Here is a 20,108-nt window from a genome sequence, read left to right as displayed (position 1 = left end):
TTTAGCGAACTCTTGGTTAGTGGCTTTACAATGAGGCATTTAAACGATAAAATAGTACTTTGAATAGAAACGTTAAAAAGCGAACGAACTTCTTGTTCAAAGGAAAGGGGCAAGTAGCGTGCAAAACCCGAGTAAACAACAAATTGATACGATCCTAAAATCAGCAAAAACCATTGCGGTTGTTGGGTTAAGTGATAATCCAGAACGAACAAGCTATAAGGTTGCTAAGTTTATGCAGGGAGCGGGTTATCGAATTATTCCTGTAAATCCAAAGGCGACAGAAATTCTTTCGGAGAAAACGGTAGCAAGCCTTGGCGAAATTGAGGAGCATGTGGATATTGTCAATGTTTTTCGGCGTTCTGAGTTTTTACCAGAGATTGCGCGTGATTTCCTAAATATAGATGCTGATGTTTTCTGGGCACAACTTGGGCTTTTTAACGAAGAAGCTTATGAACTTCTAGAAAATCATTACCCAGTGATTATGGACAAATGCATTAAGGTAGCTTACCGCGAAATGGAACATTAACAGGTGAACAGGTTCTTTCTGGGCCTGTTTTTTCACGGCTTTTAGAACAACTTAAGAAAATGTGGCAGGATGAAGATGAAAGGAGTTTTGAATGGATGAAAAAAAAGTGAATACAACGATGATTCTATTCAGGTACTGGAAGGACTGGAAGCGGTTCGGAAAAGACCTGCAATGTATATTGGATCAACTGATGTACGTGGACTTCATCATTTAGTATATGAAATTGTCGATAATTCTGTCGATGAAGCATTAAATGGATATGGGAAAGAAATCAAAGTAATTTTACATGAAGACGGAAGCGTGAGTGTAACCGACCATGGTCGTGGTATGCCGATCGGAATGCATAAAACGGGAAAGTCAACAGTAGAAGTTATTTTGACCGTTTTGCATGCTGGTGGGAAATTTGGTCAAGAAGGCGGTTATAAAACAAGTGGTGGATTGCACGGCGTAGGTTCATCAGTTGTTAATGCACTTTCGGAATGGCTAACGGTGACGATTCACCGTGACCAAGCTATTTATGAACAACGTTTTGAGCATGGCGGGAAACCGGTAAGTAAGCTTACTAAAATTGGTAAAACAAAAGATACAGGAACGACACTCCGATTTAAGCCTGATCCAGAGATTTTTCCAGTCACTTCGTTCAACTATGAAGTCTTATCAGAACGTCTGCGCGAATCCGCGTTCTTGCTTAAAGGTTTGCGAATTGAACTAATCGATGAACGTGTTGGCATGGGAGAAGCATTTTATTTTGAAGAAGGTGTCAAAAACTTTGTTGAATATATCAATGAAGGAAAAGATGTCTTGCATCCTGTTGTTGCTTTTGAAGGTGAAAGCAACGATATCGAAATTGAAATGGCTTTTCAGTTTAACGATGGCTATTCGGAAACGGTGCTTAGCTTCGTTAACAATGTTCGGACGCCAAATGCGGGAACTCACGAAGCTGGAATGCGTTCTGCGATGACTCGTGTCTTTAATGAATACGCAAAACGAGTTGGACTTTTAAAGGAAAAAGATAAAAACCTTGAAGGTAGCGATATTCGTGAAGGCTTATCAGCTGTTTTATCAGTTCGCGTACCCGAGCGAATGCTCCAATTTGAAGGGCAAACGAAGGAAAAATTAGGAACGACAGAAGCACGTGCGGCAACGGAGGCTGTGGTTGCTGAGCACATCGCTTATTTTCTTGCGGAAAATCCAGATACAAGTAGTTTGCTCATTAAAAAGGCGATCAAAGCACGAGAAGCACGAGAAGCAGCTCGAAAAGCGCGTGAAGAAACGCGTAATGGCAAGAAACGGAAGCGCTCGGAAACCCTTCTTTCTGGGAAACTGACACCAGCGCAATCTCGTAATGCAAGCCGAAACGAACTTTATCTGGTTGAGGGGGACTCAGCCGGAGGATCAGCTAAACAAGGACGCGATCGGCATTTTCAAGCTATTTTGCCACTTCGCGGGAAAGTCATTAATGCTGAAAAGGCAAAACTCCAAGATATTTTAAAAAATGAAGAAATCAACACCATTATTCACACGGTGGGTGCTGGTGTTGGTCCAGAATTTGAAGTAGAAGATTGCAACTACGACAAGATTATTATCATGACAGATGCGGATACTGACGGGGCACATATTCAAGTCTTACTTCTCACTTTCTTTTACCGGTATATGCGCCCGCTCATTGAAATGGGGAAGGTATACATTGCTTTGCCTCCACTTTATAAAGTAAGCAAGGGAAGCGGCAAGAAAGAAGTGATTGAATATGCGTGGACTGATGACGAACTGGATGGAGCGATTCAAACAATTGGGAAAGGCTACATGATTCAGCGTTACAAAGGTCTTGGGGAAATGAATGCCGACCAGCTCTGGGAAACAACTATGAATCCGGAAACACGAACTTTGATTCGGGTGCGGATGGAAGATGTGGCAAGAGCAGAACGTCGTGTTGCAACACTTATGGGAGATAAAGTTGAGCCTCGCCGGAAGTGGATTGAGTCTCACGTAGAATTTAGCCTCGAAGATGATTCAAATATTCTAGACAATGAAAATATGGTAGAGGGGGCGGATGAATCTTGAGCAATACACCTGGACAACAAATTCAAGATTTAGCGCTTGAAGAGGTAATGGGCGACCGTTTTGGCCGTTATAGTAAATACATTATTCAAGAACGTGCGCTTCCAGATGCGCGTGATGGACTGAAGCCCGTTCAAAGACGGATTTTATTCGCGATGAACGAAGAAGGCAATACGGCTGACAAGGGATTCCGTAAGTCGGCCAAAACAGTCGGAAACGTTATCGGGAATTACCATCCACATGGTGATACCTCTGTTTATGATGCAATGGTTCGGATGAGTCAAGACTGGAAAGTGCGCAATGTTTTAATTGAAATGCACGGAAATAATGGGAGTGTGGACGGAGATCCGCCTGCTGCGATGCGTTATACGGAAGCAAGGCTTGCTCCGATTGCTGCTGAACTTTTGCGCGACATTGAGAAGGAAACGGTGGATTTTGTACCCAACTTTGATGATACATCGAGTGAGCCAACGGTACTTCCGGCGCGGTTTCCAAACTTGCTTGTCAACGGGTCAACAGGGATTTCTGCTGGGTATGCGACAGATATTCCGCCACATAATTTGGGGGAAATTATTGATGCAGTTATCAAGCGGCTCGATAGCCCAGAATGTGATCTTTCAACCTTGCTTAAAATCGTTAAAGGACCGGATTTCCCAACTGGCGGAATTATTCAAGGTGCTGATGGGATCAGAAAAGCTTATGAAACTGGGAAAGGGCGAGTTGTGGTTCGCTCGAAAACCGAGATTGAAGATATTCGCGGGGGTAGAAAGCAAATTTCTGTCTATGAGATTCCGTATGAAGTCAATAAGGCAAGTCTTGTTAAACGGATTGATGAACTCCGAATCGATAAAAAAAATTGAAGGAATTTCGGAAGTTCGTGATGAAACAGACCGAACTGGCCTTCGAATTGCGATTGAACTAAAGAAAGAAGCGAATGCAGAAGGGGTTTTGAATTACTTATTCAAAAATACGGATTTGCAGGTGAGCTATAATTTCAATATGGTAGCTATCTTTAATAAGCGTCCCGTTTTGATGGGCTTAATCTCGTTACTTGATGCTTATATTGCCCACCAAAAAGAAATCATTACGAAACGTTCAGAATTTGATATTCGGAAGGCGCGTGCGCGCGAGCATATCTTAGCTGGATTAATGAAAGCTCTCTCGATTCTTGATGAAGTGATTCGCTTGATTCGTGAATCAAAAGATAAACGTGATGCGAAACTGAATTTGCAGGATCGCTATGATTTTAGTGAAAAACAAGCAGAAGCGATTGTTTCCTTGCAACTTTATCGCCTAACAAATACCGATATTACTGAACTACGAGAAGAAGCAAAGGAATTGCAAGAAAAAATCAGTCGGCTTGAGAAAATTTTGCAGAATCCAAGTGAGCTTATTGCTGTTTTGAAAGATGAGCTAAAAGAAATCAAGAAAAAATATAAAACAGCTCGTCTTACTGAAATTCAAGCTGAGATTGAAGAAATTAAGATTGACACAGAGGTGCTTGTAGCAAGTGAAGATGTTGTCGTTTCGGTAACGAAAGAAGGCTATGTGAAACGGACAAGTATGCGATCTTATAGTGCTTCGAATGGCCAAGATTTAGCTATGAAGGATTTGGATCATCCGATTTTTATCGAAAAGCTGAATACTATGGATTCCTTGTTAATGTTTACAAATCGCGGGAATTTCATTTACCGGCCAGTGCATGAGCTACCGGAAATGCGCTGGAAAAATTTGGGAGACCACATCAGCCATTTGGCAGGAGACTTAGGCCAGGGTGAAGAAATTATCGCGGCTAAAGGCATTTCCAAGTTTGATAATGCAAGATATTTCTTGTTTGTAACGCGTCTTGGTATGATCAAGGCCTCGCTTATTGCAAATTACAAACCTCAGCGCTACTCGAAATCGATGATGGCGATTAAACTAAAAGCGGACGATGAGCTTTTAAGTGTTGACTTGATTGATCGATCAGAAGACGTTTTCCTTGCAAGTAAATTTGGTTACGGCTTGCGATATGCGGTTGATGAAGTGCCTGATTCTGGTGCAAGAACAGCAGGTGTAAAGGCCATTAACTTAAAGAGCGGTGATGAAGTAAGTGGAGCCGTTGTTATCCCGAGAGAAGAAACGAAAAAACTCTTCTTGTTGACACAGCGCGGTTCACTGAAGAAAATGAAGCTTACAGAATTTGAACCAATTTCACGTGCCAAACGAGGTTTGATCATGCTTCGCGAATTGAAAAATAGTCCGCATCGCGTTTTTGGCGTTTTCCTTGCTGCAAGTGATGAGTTCCTGATGATTGAAACTGATAAGGAACAATTTGTTGAAGTGGAGTTGAAAAATGTGCGGACAGCTGATCGATATTCTAATGGCTCGTTTGTTGTCGACGAGGCACTAGAAGGGAAACCGATTGATGCTTGGTTAGAGATTCCTGAGATTAAAGAAGAACCTGGAGAAACAAATTTGTAACAGCTGAAAACCGGCTATTCGAGGAAAAGATTGGTCGGTTTTTCTAGCTTAAAAGATTGTGGAGAGGAGCTTTTTTATGAGTGAAAAAATGAATGTAGAAAGTTTTAACTTGGATCATACGAAGGTGAAGGCGCCGTATGTGAGGCTTGCTGGTGTAAAAAAGGGCATGCACGGGGATGAGATTTATAAATATGATGTGCGCTTTAAGCAACCTAATAAGGCGCATATGGAAATGCCAGCGCTCCATTCACTTGAGCATTTGATGGCAGAACTTTCGCGAAATCATTCGGATAAAGTCGTTGATATTAGTCCAATGGGCTGCCAAACGGGCTTTTACGTTTCCATGATCAACCATGATGACTATGAAGATTTTCTTCGTATTTTAGAGGAAACATTAAAGGATGTTTTAATACAAGATGAAGTACCTGCGTGCAATGAGATGCAATGTGGTTTTGCCGCAAGTCACAGTTTAGAAGGAGCAAAAGAACTTGCACGTGAGTTTTTAGCGAAACGCGCAAATTGGTCGCAAGTGTTTGCATAAAAAAAACTCTTTTCCAGCCAATGACTGGAAAAGAGTTTTTTTTTATTTCTTGATGGCTTGCATAAGTAAGTTCACATAAGCCTTGGCACCTTCTTTTTTCAAGTGCACTCCATCAGGTTCAAAATAACTACTGTTTACTTTGGCAAGCGAGTACCAATCAATAACCGTTAAGTTAGGATAGTTTTCCGCGGCAGAACTGATTGCAGCATTCACTTCTTGTTCCCATCCACGTGGAACACGGGAATTCACAAAGTAAATATGAGCCTCGTCAAATTGATCTAATAAACGATTTAATTGTTTTTCGGTGAATGGGCCGTTTGTTCCAAGTTCAATAATTACGGCGCTATCACTGGTGTTATATTGTTTATAGCTTGGCGCAATACCAATGGCATCAGATAGTTGTCGCCCGATTTTTCCGTCAATCGTCACATTCGGTACAGTTTCTTTTAAATAGGGTTCGATGTCAATCATAATCGAATCGCCGAGTGCTAATGTTTGCTTATAAGGATAAGGCATATCTTTTTTAGGAGGAACCGCTCCTTGATTTGGCTTGTTTTCTTGTTTGTTTTGCTGTGCGCCATTATTCGATGTTTCTGATTTGTTTTTTTGTATCTTGTTTTTCCTTTTTAGGAGGCACTTTGGTTTTCTCACCATGATTAGAAGTTTTCACTGTTGTTTTTTTTCGTTTCTGCTTTTGTTTCAGTGGATAAAATGCCCGTCATTCCGAGTGCGAAAGTGCCAACTGAAAGAACGAGGACGAGAATAGACGCCCAAAGGCCAACAGGTTTACTTTTAAATACGAAATAATTTTTGTAACGGAACGAGCGAATGAAATTGAAAAAACCATGTTTTCGAATGGGTGTTTCTAAATAGCGATACGAGAGTTCGGCAATAATAAAAGTCGCTGCTACTTGTAAAACAGGTCGCATAATACTTGGTTGACCGATTTCAGTCACAGGAGTTGTTAGTGTAATAATCGGATAATGCCACAAGTAAATGCCATAAGACCGTGTTCCTATCCAGCGTAGCGGCTTAAGACTAAATACGCGACTTAAGTAACAAGATGGATGAGAAATCGTTGCTATCATAATAACGCCTAGAAGAGCGACTAAAAATAGACCGCCTCGATAGAGGAAAGTTTGATATTCACTTAAGAAATAAACAAATACAAAGAATAAAATGATGCTAATTGTACCAGCAATGTTGAGTGTAAGGCGGCTTTTTGCTGGTATTTTAGGGCTGAGTCGATTAAAAGGCCATAAAAAGGCAAGGGCACAACCACTTAATAAATCAAATAGGCGAGTATCCGTTCCATAATAGACCCGGCTTGGGTCGCTACCAGGAGTGTAAAGGATTCCCATTAGAATTGCAGACAAAATGGCAAGAGCAATGATGATTCTTAGCAGCCACTTTGGATTCTTAATAAAACGAAGAAATCCGTATAAGAAAAGAGGCCAGATTAAATAAAACTGTTCTTCAATTGCAAGTGACCATAAATTTTTTTAATGGTGATGGGACACCAAACGAATCAAAATAAGATACGTTATGGAAAATGAACCACCAGTTGCTTACATAGAAAAAAAGAAGCAATGCTATCACCGCGAAGATTAGGTAGTAAACTTCGATTAAATAAAACCGCAAAAATAACTACGCAGATAATCATAAAATAAGCGGCAGGGAATAATCTTCGAATCCGTCTAAGCCAAAATTGTTTTAAATCAATGGTATTTTTAGTTTCCCATTGTGTTAATAGAATATTTGTAATTAAATAACCAGATAACACGAAAAATATATCAACGCCAATAAAACCGCCCTTGGCCCAAGAAAAATTCAAATGGTAAGCAATGACTGCTAAAACGGCCAGTGCACGAAGCCCATCAATACTTGGAACGTATTTTCTACTGTAACGAGCAGTTCTTTTCAAAATAACATCTCCCAATCCCAGTAATTTCAATTTAAGTAATTTTTAAGTCACCATCAATAATACCACAGAAGCGGTATACTGTAACGGATAAAGGTGCTTTTTTTTAACATTTTGAGACCTTAGATACAAAAAAAGGAAAATACGCCTAAAATAAAAGCGCTTTTTAAACATTGTATTTGAATCGTTTATTAAAATTCATCACTGGCTATTAGTTCTATTTTACTATAAAATTTTACAGAATTATTTTTTGAAAACAAAATGCTTTCTCTTTTGAGAAAGATTGGTTATAATGGATATAAGTTAATAGTTAAATTGTCTATTTGAGATTAGAGAGACTACAAACGACGATCCATTCGTCTGTTTTGTGGTCTCTTTTTTTTCTGTTCGCAAGTAAGCTTTACTTTATTTTTTGCGTTTCAAAAGGTGTATTTAGTGGAAAAGGCGAATAGGTGAGTAGATGCGTTAACGAGATATGAAGGGGGAAAAATCATGGTACAATTATTTTCAGCTTTTGACAGAGAAACGATTGAAAGAAAAATGCAAGATGAAAAATTTGATGTAGTGATCGTTGGTGGTGGAATTACGGGAGCTGGGATTGCGCTAGACGCAGTTTCACGTGGAATGACAGTTGCTCTAGTTGAGATGAATGACTTTGCTAGCGGGACATCAAGTCGTTCAACGAAACTCGTACACGGTGGTTTGCGCTACCTACAACAATTTGAAGTAAAAGAAGTTGCAGAGCTTGGTAAAGAACGGGCGATCGTTTATGAAAATGGGCCTCATGTTACGACGCCAGAATGGATGATGCTACCGTTCCATAAAGGCGGAAATATGGGGAAATTAACAGCTTCTGCTGGGATTCGACTTTATGATTACTTAGCAGGTGTTAAAAAAAAGTGAGCGCCGCAAAATTTTGTCGAAAGCGGAAACGCTCTCTAAAAATCCATTCGTGAAAAAAGACGGGCTAAAAGGTTCGGGTTACTATGTGGAGTACCGAACGGATGATGCGAGACTAACTATTGAAGTGATGAAAAAAGCAGTTGAACTCGGGGCGAAAGCAATTAACTATACGAAAGCCGAACAATTTATTTATGATGACAAACGTCAAGTTTCTGGAGTAACGGTTACGGATCGTCTTTCCGGAAAAGTGTATGATATTTATGGTCACCGCGTAATAAATGCCGCCGGACCATGGGTGGATAAGGTTCGTAAATTGGATTATTCCCATAATAATAAACATCTGCGTCTGACAAAAGGGATTCACTTAGTTATTGATAAGAAGAAATTCCCGATGGAACAAGCCGTTTATTTTGATACACCAGACGGTCGGATGGTATTTGCGATTCCACGTGATAAAAAGGTATATGTTGGAACGACGGATACATTTTATGATGAATCACCAATCAATCCAAAAGCGCTTGAATCAGATCACAATTATGTCATTAAAGCGATTAATTATATGTTCCCAGATGTACACGTGACAGAAAAAGACGTGGAATCTAGCTGGGCTGGTGTTAGACCTCTTATCTATGAAGAAGGAAAGGATCCATCTGAAATTTCTCGTAAGGATGAAGTCTGGTTCTCTGATAGTGGCTTAATTACAATGGCTGGAGGTAAACTAACAGGATACAGAAAGATGGCTGAAAAACTTCTAGATGATATTTCAAAAGGCTTGAGTAAAGAAACAGGAAAAACATTTAAATCGGTGCAAACTAAACATTTACCGATTTCTGGTGGAGATATTGGCGGCTCGGGCAACCTAGAAAGCTTTATTGATAAGAAAGCTAAAGAAGCCATTAACCGTTTTGGTTGGTCACTCGAAGAAGCTCGTGAAGTGGTAAAACGCTTTGGAACAAATATCGATCAATTATTTACTTATGCACAGGAACATAAGGAAAAAGGTATCGATACACTTCCGAATAGTTTGTATGCAGAATTGCACTATGCAATCTATCATGAATCGGTGATAGACCCAGTTGACTTCTTGCTTAGAAGAACAGGCTACTTGCTTTTCGATATGCCTTATCTACTTGAATGGAAAGATGCAGTGTTTGAAGAAATGAACCGGTTATTCCACTGGGATGAAAAAACGCGTGAAAAATTGCAGGTTGAATTAGATACACAAATTAAAGATGCGCGCGAACCAGCGGATTGGCATGATAGAAAAAGTGAATAAATGACGAAAGACTTAGAAAAGTACGGGCACGTTCCTAGGATGAATTAGGAGCGTGCTTTTGTATTAAACAAGCACTGTTAAGCAAAAAAAGAGTTTCCAAGCAGTCGTTTTCATGATAAATTAGTAATAGACGAAAAGGAGGTTTTTTCGTTTGACTAAAATTCCAGTCATTGTTCTTGTCGGGCCGACTGCTGTTGGAAAAACCGAACTTAGTGTTTCACTTGCTCAAAAATGGCAAGGTGAAATCATTAGCGGTGATTCTATGCAAGTTTATAAGGGGCTTGATATCGGAACGGCTAAAATCACAGAAAACGAAATGCGTGGTATTCCTCATTATCTAATTGATGTCGTCCAACCAAACGAGTTTTTTTTCAGCTTCTGCCTTTAAAGATGAAACGAAGAAGAGAATTCGGATGATTCATTCAAAAGGCAAACTTCCTTTTATTGTAGGTGGAACAGGTCTTTATATTCAATCGGTTTTTTATAATTATTCGTTTGGGACCGTTTCAGAAGATTCTGAGTACCGAGCTAAATTGGAAGAAATGGACGCGCAAACACTTCATAATAGGCTACTTGCTGAAGATCCTAAAAGTGCAAAACAAATCCATTTTAACAATAAACGACGTGTCATTCGTGCGCTTGAAGTGATTAAGTTGACAGGTAGACCTTTTAGCGAATATCAAGTAGAAACGAAGCTATCAGATGAATTTGAGCCTCTTTTTTTGGGCCTTGAATTAGAGCGTTCTGTACTTTACGACCGAATTAATCGACGAGTTGATCAAATGATGGAAGCTGGATTAGCGAAAGAAGCAAGAGCTTTATTCGATTTATCTCTAGGAGATATGCCTGCAACACGCGGCATCGGTTACAAAGAATTGTTTCAACATTTCGATGGCTTGTTAACAGAAGAAGAAGCTGTTTGGCTAATAAAAAGGAATTCGCGTCATTTTGCCAAAAGACAGATGACTTGGTTTAGGAACCGAATGAAGATTCACTGGATTAACGTATTGGAGGAATTGACTGAAGAAAAAGCAAATGCTTGTATCAGTCAATTTTTAAAGGCAAATCCGTTTGATTCTTATAAATGAGGGTATAAATTTTAGAAACAGAGACAGAGGTCTTCTGGCAATCCTTTTTGTGTGATTGATTTTAAAGAGAGATAGGAGAGAGAAACATGAGCAAAGGTGGACAAGCTTTACAAGATCAATATTTAAATCAACTTCGTAAGGAGAAAATTTTAGCCACAGTATTTTTAACTAATGGCTTTCAGCTACGTGGACGTGTCGTAAGTTTTGATAATTTTACGGTTCTTCTTGATGTTGAAGGAAAGCAGCAACTTGTTTTTAAGCATGCGATTTCAACATTCTCGCCACAAAAAAAATGTAGCGCTTAATCAAGAAGACTAAAATAAAACTTAGAAGGCAGGTTTTCCTGCCTTTTTTGTGTTGAACAAAACAAAGAAGTAAGAAAGGAAAGCGAATGGACGAAAAAGTAAGTAAGTTAAAGCAACAAGCTGAAGAAATGATTCAAGAATGGAATAGTGAAACCGACCAAATTGCTGAGGAAAACCAAGCAAAAGTTCTTGCAGCTTTTCGAGAAAATAAAGTAAGTGACTTTCATTTTAATCCATCAACAGGCTATGGCTATGATGATGAGGGGCGCGACACGCTCGAACGTGTTTATCGTTCTGTTTTTCACACCGAAGCAGCCATTGTGCGACCGCAGTTAATCTCAGGGACTCATGCGATCAGCACAGCGCTTTTTGGAGTGCTTCGCCCCGGCGATGAATTGATTTATATAACGGGGGATCCTTATGATACATTAGAAGAAATCGTCGGCGTTCGTGGTGAAGCGGGGAATGGTTCGCTTCGAGACTTTCAAATCCATTACGAAGCCATTCCGCTTTCTCACAATCAAGTGGACTGGCAAAAGGTTGAGCAGAAACTGTCAGAGAAAACAAAAATGGTGGGGATTCAGCGGTCAAAAGGATATGCAGAACGGGATTCTTTTTCGATCGCCGAAATTGAAGAAATGATCCGCTTTGTTAAATCGCTTTATCCAGACGTTATTGTTTTTGTTGATAATTGTTACGGTGAGTTTGTTGAGCGACTTGAGCCAACAGATGTGGGAGCTGATTTAATTGCAGGCTCTCTGATTAAAAATCCAGGGGGTGGACTTGCGAAAATTGGTGGTTACTTAGCTGGGCGCCAAGACCTTATTGAACTTTGCGGATACCGGTTAACTACCCCAGGAATTGGTCTTGAAGCTGGGGCGTCGCTTTACAGTCTGCTTGAAATGTATCAAGGTTTCTTCTTAGCGCCTCACGTAGTTGCGCAAGCTGTTAAAGGAGCGCGTTTTACTGCTGCTCTTCTTGAACTTTGTGGGATTGAAACGAAACCAAAATGGAATGTAAAGCGGACAGATTTAATTCAAAGTGTTTCTTTTCATGATGAGTCTCAAATGGTGACATTTGCACAAGAAATTCAAAAAATTTTCACCGGTAAATGCCCATGTGCTACCAGTTGGTGCTTATATGCCTGGCTATGAAAATGACGTAATCATGGCAGCAGGAACCTTTATTCAAGGAGCGAGTCTTGAATTAACGGCAGATGGACCCATTCGTCCGCCTTATGAGCTTTATGTCCAAGGTGGGCTGACTTATGAGCATGTGAAAATTGCTGTTTCTGAAGCTGTCAATGAGCTTTTTTCGTGTAAATAACTTTAGATACAATACGAGCAGTATTTGCTCGTATTTTTTTTATAAAACAAACGTGTTAGATAATCTTACATAAATTTGACAAAAGAAATGACATCTTATATAATGCAACTATCCTAAAAAAGATGGAGGGAATGATGGCTATGGGTGAAAAGGAAATTCGTAGATCTATGCCGCTTTTTCCAATCGGTCCGGTGATGAAACTGACAAACTTAACTGCCCGGCAGATTCGATATTATGAGGATCAGGGTCTAATACATCCAGCAAGGAATGAAGGAAATCATCGCCATTATTCTTTACAGGATATTGATACATTGCTTGAAATCAAGGACTACTTAAATGATGGCTTAAACATCGCGGGCATCAAGAAAATGTACAAAATGCAAGAACAAGTTGCAAAGACTCCGCTTACAGATGAAGATGTTCGCAAAATTTTGCGAAAAGAAATGCAACAAGCTGGTCGCTTTGTTAAGGGAACGGATATTCAAAAGAACCAATATCCAAAACTTTAATAGAGTTGAAATTTGGTATTTACTTTTTAAAAAGTTAATATAAAAAATGATTCGGGAGGATTTAGTATGGCAAATTATACAAAAGAAGATATTTTTCGCTTCGCAGATGAGCAAAATGTAAAATTTATTCGTCTTCAATTCACGGACATTCTTGGAATAATCAAAAATGTGGAAATCCCTGTTAGTCAATTAGAGAAGGCCTTAGATAACAAAATGATGTTTGACGGTTCATCAATTGAAGGATTTGTGCGCATCGAAGAATCTGATATGTACCTATTTCCAGATTTAGATACGTGGGTTGTATTCCCTTGGACAGCTGAAAAAAGGCAAAGTTGCTCGTATGATTTGCGATATTTATAACCCAGATATGACACCATTTGATGGAGATCCGCGCGCGAACTTAAAGCGTGTGCTTGAAGAAATGCATGAGTTAGGTTTTACTGATTTTAATTTAGGACCAGAACCAGAGTTTTTCTTGTTCAAACTAGATGAAAACAGAAAACCAACACTTGAACTAAATGACTCAGGTGGTTATTTTGATTTAGCCCCAACGGACCTTGGCGAAAACTGCCGTCGAGATATTGTTCTTGAATTAGAGGAAATGGGCTTTGAAATCGAAGCTTCCCACCATGAAGTTGCTCCCGGTCAGCACGAAATTGACTTTAAATATGAAGATGCGATTACCGCTTGTGACAACATTCAAACGTTTAAACTCGTTGTTAAAACGATTGCGAGAAAACATGGCTTGCACGCGACCTTTATGCCAAAACCTCTATTTGGAGTGAACGGGTCAGGGATGCACTTTAATATGTCGCTTTTCAAAGGTAAAGAAAATGCTTTTTATGATAAAGATGGCGAACTACAATTAAGCGAAACAGCTTATCAATTTTTAGCAGGAATGATTAAACACGCAAAAGGTTATACAGCGATTACAAATCCAACGATCAATTCATACAAACGTCTTGTTCCAGGATATGAAGCACCGTGCTATATTGCTTGGAGCGGTAAAAACCGTAGCCCGCTTATTCGAGTTCCTAGTTCTCGCGGATTAAGTACACGACTAGAACTTCGAAGTGTTGATCCATCGGCTAATCCGTATCTAGCAATGGCCGTGCTTCTTAAAGCCGGACTTGAGGGTGTGAAAAATAATTTAACACCTCCAACACCAGTTGATCGCAACATTTACGGGATGGATGAAGAAGAGCGCCATGAAGCGGGAATTTATGATCTTCCTGAAAGCCTTTCTCATGCAATGAAAGAACTTTCAAAAGATGAAGCCATTCGTGAAGGCTTAGGAGAACACATTTATGAACATTTCATTGAAGCAAAAGAAATTGAATGTGATATGTTCCGCACGGCTGTTCATCCTTGGGAAAGAGATCAATACTTAGAAATTTATTAAAAAAAAAGCAGCCGATTTAAAAAAATCGGCTGCTTTTCTAAAGATAAAAAAAACGCTCCTAAAAGGAGCGTTTTTTTATCTTATATCACGGAATAAACCAATAACTTTTCCAAGAATGGTTACGTTGTCTAAAATAATGGGTTCAAGACTATCGTTTTCTGGTTGCAAGCGAAAATGATTTTGTTCCTTGAAGAAACGTTTACAAGTGGCTTCGTTTTCATCAGTCATTGCCACAACAATCTCACCATTTGTTGCATTGCTCTGTTTTCTAACAATAACTCGGTCCCCATCAAGAATGCCAGCATTGATCATGCTCTCACCATCTATTTCCAACATAAAGATATCTTTTTCACCGGAAGCCATGCTTTCGGGAAGTGGAAAATAATCTTCAACGTTTTCAACGGCAGTAATAGGCATCCCAGCAGTTACTTTACCAATTAATGGAATATTAATAACCGCAGGAGCAGGGATTTCATCTTCCATTGAAAGGATTTCAATGGCGCGTGGCTTTGTTGGGTCACGTCGAATTAAACCTTTTGTTTCAAGCCTCGCAAGATGTCCATGAACAGTTGAACTTGAAGCAAGTCCAACAGCTTCACCAATTTCACGGACGGAAGGTGGATAGCCTTTTTCTTTCACTTCAGATTTAATAAATTCGTAAATGTCTTGTTGTCGTTTGGACAGTTTCATGGTCTCACCCCGTTATTTATAAATATTAACTAAATTAAGTATAGCAAATCTTTCTGATAGATGCAAACAAAGGTTCGATTTTTTTATTGACAAAACCGAACAACCGTTCTATAATAATAAAAAAGCGAACATATATTCTTTCGGAGGGATAAAAATGACTGTTAAACAATTTTGGGATAAATATTATATTGCTGTTATTTTCGTTATCGTATCAATCGTTATGGGGGTTGTTTTTCTGTTTGTGACAAGTGCAACAGATCAGTCTAATTATTCGAAAGTAGATATTTTGTCAGGGGATTCTGTTTGGCAGCTAGCAGAACGACATGCAGATGAGGCAAAAATGGATAAGGCTAGCTTTGTAGCTTGGGTAGAAAAAAAACAATAATTTAGATTCTAATGAGATAAAAGCGGGGGAAAGTCTTGTGATTCCCGTAAAAGAAAAGCAAATTAAAACGGATACGACAATTCAACTTGCAAATGAGTAACCCATAAAAGACAAGAGTTGTTCATTCATGTATAATGAAGAAAGTAGTGAAAACTGCTTTCTTTTTTGTTTGATAGGGAGCTATTTTTTAAATAAAAGGATGAGGGCTATGTTAGAAAAAGCAAAAATCGATCGAATTAATGAACTTTCGCGTAAAAAGAAAACGGAAGGGTTAACAGCAGATGAAAAAATCGAGCAAGAAACGCTTCGTGAGGAATATGTGAAGTCGTTTCGATCTCACATGCGTCAAACGATTGAAAATACAAAGATCATTGATCCAAAAGGAAATGATATTACACCTCACAAGGTAAAGGAGCTAAAACGCAAAAAGAAATAACAATTTATCAAATGAGCAAAAACGCGCAAATGAACAAAAATAATGATCATTTACGCGTTTTTAGTTGAGTAATTCCTAGTTTAGGACTAAAATAAGATAGAGTTGATAATAAAACAAGAGAGGATGTTTCAATTGTTTGATAAAACAGATCAATTAGCGATTAATACAGTTCGTACTTTGTCAATTGATGCGATTCAAAAAGCCAACTCAGGTCACCCTGGTTTACCGATGGGAGCGGCACCAATGGCATACACACTATTTTCACGTGTTTTGAAAGCTAATCCAGCGAATTCGCATTGGTTTGATCGTGATCGTTTTGTACTTTCTGCAGGACACGGATCAATGCTATTATATAGCTTGCTTCATTTAAGCGGTTACAAAGTTAGTTTAGAAGACTTGAAGAATTTCCGCCAGTGGGGAAGCAAAAACCCCTGGGCATCCAGAATTTGGTCATACAGATGGTGTTGATGCAACAACTGGACCGCTTGGACAAGGAATTGGGATGGCAGTTGGAATGGCGATGGCAGAACGTCACCTTGCTGGACTATATAATAAAGAAAACTTTGATATTGTTGACCATTATACATTTGCTTTATGCGGTGATGGTGACTTAATGGAAGGCGTTTCTTCGGAAGCTTCTAGTTTTGCTGGGCATCAAAAATTAGGTCGCTTAATTGTGCTTTACGATTCCAACAATATTTCACTGGATGGGGATTTGGATCGTTCATTCTCTGAAAATGTTAAGGCTCGTTATGAAAGCTATGGTTGGGAACATCTTCTTGTTAAAGATGGAAATAATACGGATGAAATTCTTGCTGCGATTGAAAAGGCGAAAGAAAATACCTCGCAACCTACTTTGATTGAAGTGAAAACGGTGATTGGTTTCGGAGCTCCAAATGCTGGAACAAATAAAGTTCATGGTGCCCCACTTGGTGAAGAAGGAACTGAAATTGCGAAGAAGGCTTATGGATGGGACTATAAAGAAACGTTTTATGTTCCGGATGAAGTGTATGAACGGTTTGGCAAAACGATTGCTCGTCGCGGAGCAAAAGCAGAAAAGGAATGGAGCGATTTATTCGTTTCTTATAAACAAACTTACCCTGAACTTGCTAAACAACTGGAACAAAGTATTGACGGGGAACTACCAGCGGACTTTGCTTCTTTATTTACAACTTACCATGAAGGCGATAAAGCTCTTGCTAGTCGTGCTTCTAGTGGGGAAGCAATCAATGCGCTTGCTGAAAAAATTCCATATCTGTTTGGTGGCTCTGCCGATTTAGCAGGTTCGAATAATACGATGATTAAGTCGGACGGTGAATTTACGAAAGAACACCCAGAAAATCGCAATATTTGGTTTGGGGTTCGCGAATTTGCTATGGGGACAATGCTTAATGGAATGGCTTTGCACCAAGGCTTAAAAGTTTATGGTGGGACATTCTTCGTGTTCTCGGACTACTTACGTGCTTCTATTCGGTTAGCCTCGATTCAAAAGTTACCGGTCACGTATGTACTTACGCATGACAGTGTGGCTGTTGGGGAAGATGGACCAACGCATGAGCCTGTTGAACAGCTTGCGTCCTTGCGTGCCATGCCTGGTTTATCCGTACTTCGTCCAGCTGATGGAAATGAAGTCAATGCGGCCTGGAAAATAGCGATTGAGTCGAATAATAAACCACACGCACTTGTTCTTTCAAGACAAGGCTTACCTGTTCTTAAAGATAGCGATAAACTAGCGGATGAAGGCGTCAGAAAAGGCGCTTATGTGATCTCGAAATCGAAGAAAGAAATGCCAGATGCCATCTTGCTTGCAAGTGGATCAGAAGTTCACCTTGCAACAGAAGCTCAAACTGCTTTGGCTAATAAGGGTATGGATGTTTCTGTCGTTTCTGTACCATCATTTGATTTGTTTGAAGCACAATCCGCTGAATACAAAGAAAGCGTCCTTCCAAATGGAGTCCGTAAACGCTTGGCTATTGAAATGGGTGCAAGCTTCGGTTGGGAACGTTATGTTGGTTTAGACGGAAAAGTACTTGGAATTGATCGTTTCGGTGCTTCTGCTCCCGGTGAAACCATTATCGAAGAGTATGGTTTCACAGTAGAAAATATTGTAAAATTAGTAGAAACTCTTTAATTGGAAAAGTAGAAGTTAGGTTTGTAGGACTTGACTTCTGCTTTTTTTGTTTGTAAAAAAAGAGTTGTTTGTTCAAGTTAAATCAAGTACAATAGAATAGGTATATTCGTTCAAGGAGGAGAAAGAAACTATGTGGATTTACATTCTTGTCGGTCTTGTGTGCTTGCTTGCTGGACTGGCTGGCGGCTTCTTCATTGCAAGACGCTACATGATGAACTATTTGAAAAATAATCCGCCTGTCAATGAGCAAATGCTTCAAATGATGATGGCGCAAATGGGACCAAAAACCGTCTCAAAAGAAAATCAATCAAATGATGAATGCGATGAACAAACAATCTGAAAAGGAAATAAGCAACAAGAAAAAAGAAAAAAATAAGCGAAGCGTATAGGGAGTTTGCGGTCTAGCACTTTATGGGCTGGCAGTATTTATTTTTCATTGAACCTCTCTTGATAGTTTATTTGAGTATGAATCTATGACACCGTTATTTATTGTAGCCAAGCTACGGTAAATAACGGTGTTTTTATGTTCCATTAAGAAATTTTAGACTTAGTTTGTGGGTCTCTTTGTAAATTCTTAATTTTCAGCGGCTAAAATGAAGAAGATGAGAGGAGGGAAAAATGTGGATGACTTTGGTACGAAATTGTCGGTTGTGCGACTATAATTTTACTTCTTTTTGGAAACGCTATTTTTTATTTTGGAATACGTTCAAAATATGTTTTTATAATGATTACGGGTAGTTGTGTCATATTTTTAGCAAGCCTAATAACATTTTTAATGCTTATTCATAACATATTGGAGCAAAATTTATATATCTAGTTTTAAAATCGTAGGTAAATCCCTAATAGTATTTTAATACATAAAATTTTATGATCAAACTTGAAAAAGAGGTGTCAAAATGGCAAAAACAGGTATTTTATTTGTAGCCCACGGAAGTAGATCGCAAGAAAACAATCAAGCAATGAAAAAAGTTTTTTTCAAGAAATGACGATTGAAATCCCTTGCTTTAAACAACAACTTACTTTTCTAGAAGGAAATGAAAAAACACTGGCTGAAGGGGTTTTAGATTTAAAAGAAGCAGGAAGTAAGCTGATTTTTGTGGTACCGCTTTTACTTTTTACCGGCACACACGTTAGCCAAGATATCCCGAGTGCTATAAAAGCTATAAAGCAAGCTGAAACAGATCTCACTTTTCAGATTTTACCCCCTCTTGCTGAAGCAAATGATGAACTCTTGCCGATTCTTGAAAGTCGTATTCCTTGTTCTAGAGGGCGAGAAAAGATGCTGATTTTCTTAGTCGTACACGGTTCGGCAAAATATCCAGACATTTCTACACGAGTACATGAACTAACAGAAAAATTAGCTCGAAAAACAGGTAAAAGCGTAGAATTCGGCTTTGTACATGGTACGGAAACATATTTAGAAAAACTAGCGCGGATGGATTTTAAAGCGGTGGATCGTCTTGTCATTTGTCCATTTTTTTTGATGGAAGACAGTTTTCTAGTAGGGAAAATTCGGCGTGAAGCATCGGAAATGCTAGATTTGATGGATGTGAACTATGAAATTACGAAGAGTTTGGCGCTCGATCCGCGAATCAGAAAAGGAATTGGGCTAGAAATTCGAAAGGAGATCGAAAATGAGCTATTTGGTTAATTTAAGTTTAGCAGGAAAGAAGGTAGTCGTGATTGGTGGCGGACGGATTGCCTCACGAAAAGTTCGACGTTTAATAGAACTTGATGAAGTACCAAATATTTTCGTAGTATCTCCTGGTTTTTGTTCGGATTTTCCAGAACATTTTAAAATTGAACAACAGCGACGAAAATATCAAAAAGGAGATTTAAATGGGGCGCAACTAGTCTTTGCCTGTACAAATCATCAAGAAATTAACCAGGAAATCGCGAACGATGCGGAAACGTGGCAATGGGTAAATGATGTCAGCACGCCCGCACACAGTGATTTTACAAACACTGGACTTGTGGAAATAGGGGATTTTACTTTAGGCATTTCGCATCGCTTCAAAGATCCACGTGCGACTAAAACATTTTGTGAAGACTTGAAAAAGACCTTTCATTTAAAATAGGTATTTCCCTAATATAACTAGGTTTTCTTTCGTGCTATTCTTTGGTTGTGAAGTTGTCGAGGTGAATGTT

7 protein-coding genes and 11 pseudogenes are annotated in these 20,108 nt (G+C 39.2%); 16 read left to right on the top strand and 2 right to left on the bottom strand.

Annotation, left to right across the window (positions count from 1 at the left end):
- The first annotated feature begins 118 nt into the window (after positions 1–118).
- The 4 genes and pseudogenes from MAQA_RS11380 to MAQA_RS11365 all read left to right on the top strand — a co-directional run bounded on the left by MAQA_RS11380 (position 119) and on the right by MAQA_RS11365 (position 5,588).
- Positions 119–526, top strand: coding sequence for a CoA-binding protein (locus MAQA_RS11380; protein WP_036074055.1), 408 nt, complete (start codon positions 119–121; stop codon positions 524–526).
- A 102-nt stretch (positions 527–628) separates the two neighbouring features.
- Positions 629–2,587 (top strand): annotated as a pseudogene (parE, locus tag MAQA_RS11375) (DNA topoisomerase IV subunit B); the annotation flags it as partial.
- Between the two features lie 47 nt (positions 2,588–2,634).
- A pseudogene (gene parC / locus MAQA_RS11370) lies at positions 2,635–5,047 on the top strand (DNA topoisomerase IV subunit A).
- A 76-nt stretch (positions 5,048–5,123) separates the two neighbouring features.
- A complete protein-coding gene (locus tag MAQA_RS11365) occupies positions 5,124–5,588 on the top strand; it encodes an S-ribosylhomocysteine lyase (protein ID WP_036074051.1) in 465 nt (154 codons plus the stop codon).
- A gap of 42 nt (positions 5,589–5,630) precedes the next feature.
- Here the strand turns inward: MAQA_RS11365 and MAQA_RS16465 are convergent.
- A pseudogene (locus MAQA_RS16465) lies at positions 5,631–7,512 on the bottom strand (acyltransferase family protein).
- 489 nt (positions 7,513–8,001) lie between these two features.
- On the opposite strand from MAQA_RS16465, the pseudogene MAQA_RS11355 reads away from it, so the two are divergent.
- From MAQA_RS11355 to glnA, 6 genes and pseudogenes are all read left to right on the top strand, one after another.
- Positions 8,002–9,688: pseudogene (locus MAQA_RS11355) on the top strand (glycerol-3-phosphate dehydrogenase/oxidase).
- A 151-nt stretch (positions 9,689–9,839) separates the two neighbouring features.
- Positions 9,840–10,776 (top strand): annotated as a pseudogene (miaA, locus tag MAQA_RS11350) (tRNA (adenosine(37)-N6)-dimethylallyltransferase MiaA).
- Between the two features lie 86 nt (positions 10,777–10,862).
- Positions 10,863–11,094: pseudogene (gene hfq, locus MAQA_RS11345) on the top strand (RNA chaperone Hfq).
- Between the two features lie 115 nt (positions 11,095–11,209).
- Positions 11,210–12,407, top strand: a pseudogene (locus MAQA_RS11340) (methionine gamma-lyase family protein).
- Between the two features lie 140 nt (positions 12,408–12,547).
- Positions 12,548–12,916 (top strand): MerR family transcriptional regulator, encoded by a 369-nt coding sequence (locus tag MAQA_RS11335; RefSeq protein ID WP_036074145.1) that lies wholly within the window; start codon positions 12,548–12,550, stop codon positions 12,914–12,916.
- A 66-nt stretch (positions 12,917–12,982) separates the two neighbouring features.
- Positions 12,983–14,318, top strand: a pseudogene (glnA, locus tag MAQA_RS11330) (type I glutamate--ammonia ligase).
- Positions 14,319–14,393: 75 nt separating this feature from the next.
- On the opposite strand, the gene lexA reads toward glnA, so the two are convergent.
- Positions 14,394–15,008: a transcriptional repressor LexA gene (gene lexA / locus MAQA_RS11325; RefSeq protein WP_036074047.1), complete on the bottom strand. Its 615-nt coding sequence runs from the start codon at positions 15,006–15,008 to the stop codon at positions 14,394–14,396.
- A gap of 154 nt (positions 15,009–15,162) precedes the next feature.
- On the opposite strand from lexA, the pseudogene yneA reads away from it, so the two are divergent.
- From yneA to MAQA_RS11295, 6 genes and pseudogenes are all read left to right on the top strand, one after another.
- Positions 15,163–15,493: pseudogene (yneA, locus tag MAQA_RS11320) on the top strand (cell division suppressor protein YneA).
- Positions 15,494–15,601: 108 nt separating this feature from the next.
- Complete coding sequence (locus MAQA_RS11315; RefSeq protein ID WP_036074142.1) at positions 15,602–15,829, top strand: DUF896 domain-containing protein; 228 nt, start codon at positions 15,602–15,604, stop codon at positions 15,827–15,829.
- A gap of 132 nt (positions 15,830–15,961) precedes the next feature.
- A pseudogene (gene tkt, locus MAQA_RS11310) lies at positions 15,962–17,960 on the top strand (transketolase).
- 130 nt (positions 17,961–18,090) lie between these two features.
- Positions 18,091–18,349, top strand: a pseudogene (locus MAQA_RS11305) (YneF family protein).
- A 593-nt stretch (positions 18,350–18,942) separates the two neighbouring features.
- On the top strand, positions 18,943–19,611 hold the full coding sequence (locus MAQA_RS11300; protein ID WP_036074045.1) for a sirohydrochlorin chelatase: 669 nt from the start codon (positions 18,943–18,945) through the stop codon (positions 19,609–19,611).
- Positions 19,595–20,038, top strand: coding sequence for a precorrin-2 dehydrogenase/sirohydrochlorin ferrochelatase family protein (locus MAQA_RS11295; RefSeq protein WP_036074043.1), 444 nt, complete (start codon positions 19,595–19,597; stop codon positions 20,036–20,038). The genes MAQA_RS11300 and MAQA_RS11295 overlap by 17 nt, the downstream gene beginning before the upstream one ends.
- The last annotated feature ends 70 nt before the right edge of the window (positions 20,039–20,108 follow it).

It is taken from the genome of Listeria aquatica FSL S10-1188, assembly GCF_000525795.1.
Taxonomy (GTDB): Bacteria; Bacillota; Bacilli; order Lactobacillales; family Listeriaceae; genus Listeria; species Listeria aquatica.
The sequence above is the reverse complement of the archived record's forward strand: the minus strand, read 5'-3'. Positions and strand labels throughout refer to the sequence as shown.

Bases quoted from the DNA above. Each gene is read 5' to 3' on its own strand.
- MAQA_RS11295 (WP_036074043.1), top strand. From the start codon at position 19,595: ATGAGCTATTTGGTTAATTTAAGTTTAGCAGGAAAGAAGGTAGTCGTG.
- MAQA_RS11315 (WP_036074142.1), top strand. From the start codon at position 15,602: ATGTTAGAAAAAGCAAAAATCGATCGAATTAATGAACTTTCGCGTAAA.
- MAQA_RS11335 (WP_036074145.1), top strand. From the start codon at position 12,548: ATGGGTGAAAAGGAAATTCGTAGATCTATGCCGCTTTTTCCAATCGGT.
- lexA (WP_036074047.1), bottom strand. From the start codon at position 15,008: ATGAAACTGTCCAAACGACAACAAGACATTTACGAATTTATTAAATCT.
- MAQA_RS11300 (WP_036074045.1), top strand. From the start codon at position 18,943: ATGACGATTGAAATCCCTTGCTTTAAACAACAACTTACTTTTCTAGAA.
- MAQA_RS11365 (WP_036074051.1), top strand. From the start codon at position 5,124: ATGAGTGAAAAAATGAATGTAGAAAGTTTTAACTTGGATCATACGAAG.